At 51.5% G+C, this 5,187-nt stretch carries 6 protein-coding genes; all 6 read left to right on the top strand.

What is annotated here, in order from left to right; genetic code table 11:
* Window positions 1-230, top strand: a 230-nt coding sequence (gene hisG, locus ACRCZA_RS03140) for an ATP phosphoribosyltransferase (protein WP_438673031.1), incomplete at its 5' end; no start/stop codon positions are given.
* Between the two features lie 3 nt (window positions 231-233).
* Complete coding sequence (hisD, locus tag ACRCZA_RS03135; protein WP_438673030.1) at window positions 234-1,565, top strand: histidinol dehydrogenase; 1,332 nt, start codon at window positions 234-236, stop codon at window positions 1,563-1,565.
* A 64-nt stretch (window positions 1,566-1,629) separates the two neighbouring features.
* Window positions 1,630-2,829 carry a histidinol-phosphate transaminase gene (hisC, locus tag ACRCZA_RS03130; RefSeq protein ID WP_438673029.1) on the top strand — a complete coding sequence of 400 codons (1,200 nt, stop codon included), beginning with the start codon at window positions 1,630-1,632 and terminating at the stop codon, window positions 2,827-2,829.
* Between the two features lie 82 nt (window positions 2,830-2,911).
* Window positions 2,912-4,003, top strand: a complete 1,092-nt coding sequence (gene hisB, locus ACRCZA_RS03125) for a bifunctional histidinol-phosphatase/imidazoleglycerol-phosphate dehydratase HisB (RefSeq protein ID WP_438673028.1) — start codon at window positions 2,912-2,914, stop codon at window positions 4,001-4,003.
* Window positions 4,004-4,176: 173 nt separating this feature from the next.
* A complete protein-coding gene (gene hisH, locus ACRCZA_RS03120) occupies window positions 4,177-4,827 on the top strand; it encodes an imidazole glycerol phosphate synthase subunit HisH (protein WP_438673027.1) in 651 nt (216 codons plus the stop codon).
* Window positions 4,828-4,947: 120 nt separating this feature from the next.
* A partial coding sequence (locus tag ACRCZA_RS03115) for a HisA/HisF-related TIM barrel protein (protein ID WP_438673026.1) occupies window positions 4,948-5,187 on the top strand: 240 nt, incomplete at its 3' end.

Here is a 5,187-nt window from a genome sequence, read left to right as displayed (position 1 = left end):
GTGAAAGCAAATATATTCTGCTGCATGCACCAACCGAAACCCTAGATCAAATCGTCGCCCTGCTGCCCGGCGCCGAAAACCCAACGGTATTGCCGTTAAATGACGATACCAATCGTGTTGCCATCCACGCGGTTAGCACTGAAGATTTGTTTTGGGACACGATGGAACAGCTCACCGCCCTCGGTGCCAGTTCTATCCTCGTGATGCCAATTGAAAAAATGATGGGGTGAGCTATGGATATGTTGACTTGGGCAGCGTTATCCGCCGATGAGCAAACCGCAGCACTTAAACGCTCCCCGTTGATTGGTGACAATGACTTAGAGCAAAGTGTGCGCGCCATTATCGATGCCGTTGCTAGCCGTGGCGATGCCGCGCTTAAAGAGTTTAATCAAAAGTTTGATGGCGCTAAGCTTGCCAATATCAGTAGCGCTAATATCAGTAGTACCAATAGCGACAGTTTACGTTTAAGCGTGCACGAAATCGCAGCCGCCAGCGCGCGGGTATCGCCCGAACTGAAGACCGCGGTTGCGCAGGCGATGGCCAATATTGATGTGTTTCACCGCGCGCAGCAATTTCGCCCCATCGATATTGAAACTCAAGCAGGGGTGCGCTGTGAGCTTCGTAGCGAACCGATTGAAAAAGTCGGTTTATATATTCCCGGCGGTAGCGCTCCATTAATCTCAACCGTACTGATGTTAGCCCTGCCCGCCAACATTGCCGGCTGCGAACAACGGGTACTCGTGAGCCCGCCCCCCATTAATGATGCGATTGTTTATGCGGCAAACGCCTGTGGGATCACCGAAATTTATCAAGTGGGCGGCGCGCAGGCGATTGCCGCGCTGGCCTTTGGTACTGACACGATTCCTCGCGTCGATAAAATTTTTGGCCCGGGTAATCGTTATGTCACTGAAGCCAAACGCTTAGTTTCGCAGGATAGCCGCTGCACTGTGGCTATCGATATGCCCGCAGGCCCTTCTGAGGTATTAGTGATTGCCGATAGCGATGCCAATCCGCAGTTTATTGCCGCAGACTTACTCTCCCAAGCAGAACATGGCCCGGATTCGCAGGTAATGTTAGTCACAGATTCTGAGCCATTAGCACAAGCGGTGAATCAAGCACTCGAATCGCAACTCGCCGCCCTGCCACGCCAAGCGATTGCCGCAACCGCCCTAAAAGGCAGCCGCACCATTCTGGTCAAAGATATGCTGGAAGCCGCACTCGTTTCAAATCGCTATGGGCCTGAACATTTAATTATTCAAACCCGGTTTCCACGGGAAGTGCTAAATCATATTCGCGCTGCAGGTTCAGTGTTTTTAGGCGCCTATACACCTGAATCGGTTGGGGATTACGCCAGTGGCACTAACCATGTGCTGCCAACTTATGGCTATAGCCGCGCGGTTTCCAGCCTGTCACTGGCCGACTTTAGTCGCCGCTTTACGGTGCAAGAACTCAGTGCCAAAGGCTTGATGGGACTTGGTCAAGCGGTGATGACCCTTGCCAGTCATGAGTTACTCGATGCCCATAACAATGCGGTTGCGGTGCGCTTAGCCAGTCTTAAAGGCTAATAACAGCTTAAGCCCGTTATCGTTAACAGTGTAAAGCCCGTGAGCAAGACTTAGGATAAGTAGAATGAGCCAAGTGTCCGTAAAAAAAGTGCCTGTGAAACAAATGCCTGTGAAAAAAGTCCCAAGCGCCAATGCAGCCATTAATATTCAAGCAATCACTGATCTTGAAACTAAAGAGCCACAAAGCACAGCACCAGCTACCCTCGCCGCTCGCCTTGCGCGGCCCGAGCTACTCGAGTTAACCCCTTACCAAAGTGCCCGTAGGCTGGGCGGCCAAGGGGATATTTGGATCAACGCCAACGAATCGCCCTTCAATAATGTGGCCGTCGGCGAGCTTGATTTCACTAAGTTAAATCGTTACCCCGAGTGCCAACCGCCTGCGTTAATCAATGCCTACAGCCAATACAGCGGTGTAGCGGAGAGCAAAATTGTCGCCAGCCGCGGCGCCGATGAGGCCATCGAGCTGCTTATTCGTGCCTTTTGTATCCCAGGCATCGATTCCATTGCGACCTTTGGGCCCACTTACGGCATGTACGCCATTAGCGCACAAACCTTTAATGTAGGCGTTAAGGCGTTAAGCTTAACGGCTGAGTACGGTCTCCCTGCCGACTTTGCAACGGCCGCGCGCGGCGCTAAGTTAGTGTTTATCTGCAATCCCAATAACCCAACCGGCACTGTGATTGACAAGGCTAATATTGAGCAAGCGATTCAAGCCCTGCCCGATTCCCTTGTCGTGGTCGATGAGGCTTATATCGAGTTTTGCCCAGAATACAGCGTCGCGGATTTACTCGAGACTTACCCCAATCTCGTGGTACTGCGCACCCTCTCAAAAGCCTTTGCCTTAGCAGGCGCGCGCTGCGGCTTTTTGCTTGCTAATGAAGATATTATCAACATCATCATGCGGGTAATTGCGCCCTATCCCGTGCCACTGCCCGTGAGTGAAGTGGCCGTGCAAGCGCTGTCACCTGCTGGGATTGCGCGGATGAAGACCCAAGTGAATGAGCTCAATACTCAGGGCGAGCGACTCGCGGCGGCGCTGAATTTGTACTGCGAGCAATGGGGCGGCGCCGTGCTAACACCCAATGGCAACTATGTACTGGCTGAATTTGACGATGTGGCAAAAGTGGCAAAACTGCTTATCGACAATGGCATTGTCGCGCGGGCTTATAAGGACCCAAGGCTGGCTAAAGCCATTCGTTTTAGCTTTAGCTCCAAGGCCGATACTGACCGTATTGTGTCGCTGTTTGAGTCGCAACAACGGTAAAGCGTTTGACACCAGCCAAGACACAGCATTGCCTAATAGATTGATTTTATAAAGATAACAAACTGAATTGAAAGGTAGCAGCATGAACCCAGTATTTACCCCTAATGTCGCGCAAAAAATACTTTTTATCGACCGTGATGGCACCTTGATTGAAGAGCCGGTTACAGATAAGCAAGTCGATAGCCTTGCCAAACTGGTATTCGAGCCCCAAGTGATCCCCGCCTTACTGCGCCTGCAAAAAGCCGGGTTTAGGCTGGTGATGGTCAGCAATCAAGACGGACTCGGTACTCCTTCCTTTCCGCAGGAAGATTTCGATGCGCCGCACAATATGATGATGCAAATCCTGTCTAGCCAAGGGGTTAAGTTTGACGATGTGCTGATTTGCCCACACTTTAACGATGAAAATTGTAGCTGCCGCAAACCCAAGTTGGGGCTGGTGAAAGACTTTTTGACCCAAGGCTGTATCGATTTTACCCAGTCCGCGGTGATTGGTGACAGGCACACTGATGTGGAACTGGGCAATGCCATGGGGATTAACAGCTTTCAATATCAGCGCGGCAGTCTAGGTTGGGACGCCATTGCCGATGCCTTACTCAACAAGGGCCGCAGCGCGACTGTGGTGCGGACCACCAAGGAAACTGATATTCGCGTGACTGTCGATCTCGACAATGCCAGTAAAGGCACGATTAACACTGGCATTGGCTTTTTCGACCATATGCTGGATCAAATCGCCACCCACGGGAATTTTAAAATGGATGTGAAGGTCGATGGCGATCTTGAAATCGACGATCACCACAGCGTTGAAGACACGGCACTGGCAATTGGGGATGCACTGCGCCAAGCACTGGGCGATAAGCGTGGGATTGCCCGCTTTGGCTTTAGTTTGCCGATGGATGAGGCCAAGGGCGAATGTTTGCTCGATCTTTCCGGCAGACCGTTTATTAAGTTTGCAGCCCAATTTGAACGGGAAAACGTCGGTGAAATGGCCACCGAAATGGTGCCACACTTTTTCCGTTCCTTCGCCGATGGTTTGCGCTGCACCCTGCATGTAACGGCCGAAGGTGAAAACGATCACCACAAGGTGGAAGCGCTCTTTAAGGTGCTGGGCCGCGCACTGCGTCAAGCAGTAAAAGTCGAAGGGGATGTATTGCCCTCGAGTAAAGGGGTGCTCTAACACTGCGCTAACGAGTTAGTTATCAGCTTAGCGCCAGAATCGGGATTTATTAGCGAACCCGAATCTAGGTTCATTAGCAAATAAGACAAAGCGTGATTTTAACGTGGGGCAGTTCGGGGGCGAAGGAGCTACAACTCACTCCCCCCAATCTGATCCAGCAACAGGAAAGCCCAATGTCAGCAAACACAGATGAATTTGATGTGGTCATCATAGACACAGGTTGCGCCAATTTAAACTCGGTGCGTTTCGCCTTTGAGCGCCTTGGTGCGAACGTCTTAGTGACCGACGACAAGGCCAGCATCAAAGTCGCCAAACGGGTGGTATTGCCGGGTGTCGGCAGCGCCGGCGCCGCCATGGCCTCGTTAACCGAAAAAGCCTTAGTCAGCCTTATCCAAGGGTTAACCCAACCCGTGCTGGGCGTGTGCTTAGGGATGCAAATGTTAACCCTGCTCTCTAAAGAACGCGGCGGCCAAGCGCTTGATTGCCAATGCTTAGGCATTATTCCAACGGAGATTGACGAGCTCGACCGTCAAACCCTTAAAGCCGAAGGCCTGCCTCTGCCGCACATGGGCTGGAACCAACTGACCTTTAGTAATCCCTCTCAGGTTCACCCGCTATTTGCCGGCGTGAAAACCGGCAGTTATGTGTATTTTGTGCACAGCTACCGCGCACCATTAAGCGACTACACCTTGGCACAATGCCGTTATGGTGAGGACTTTAGCGCCGCCATCGGTAAAGACAATTTTATGGGCGTACAATTCCACCCCGAGAAAAGTGCCGCCGTGGGCGCACAAATCCTAGGTAACTTTTTAAAAATGCAGTAAATGTAATCGCTTATTAGGTTTTTACTGAGCTAGGTTCGGCTGAGGCACTAGCATTTTTCAGCCACACCATAGGGCAATAACGCGCGGCAGCAAATGCACCAAAATCATTAAGGACAACAGATGATCATTCCAGCAATTGATTTAATTGATGGCAAAGTAGTGAGGCTGTACCAAGGGGATTATGGGCAGCAGACGACCTTCGATTTAAGCCCCCTCGCCCAGTTGCAATCCTACCAAGCCCAAGGCGCGAGCTGGCTGCATATTGTGGATTTAACTGGCGCGAAAGATCCTGCTAAACGCCAAACGACTTTGATTGCAGCGCTAACTGCAGGGCTGAGCGCCAATATACAGGTTGGCGGC

The sequence above is a fragment of the Shewanella sp. genome, from assembly GCF_051658185.1.
Taxonomy (GTDB): Bacteria; Pseudomonadota; Gammaproteobacteria; order Enterobacterales; family Shewanellaceae; genus Shewanella.
This window is presented reverse-complemented; position numbering and strand designations above follow the sequence as displayed.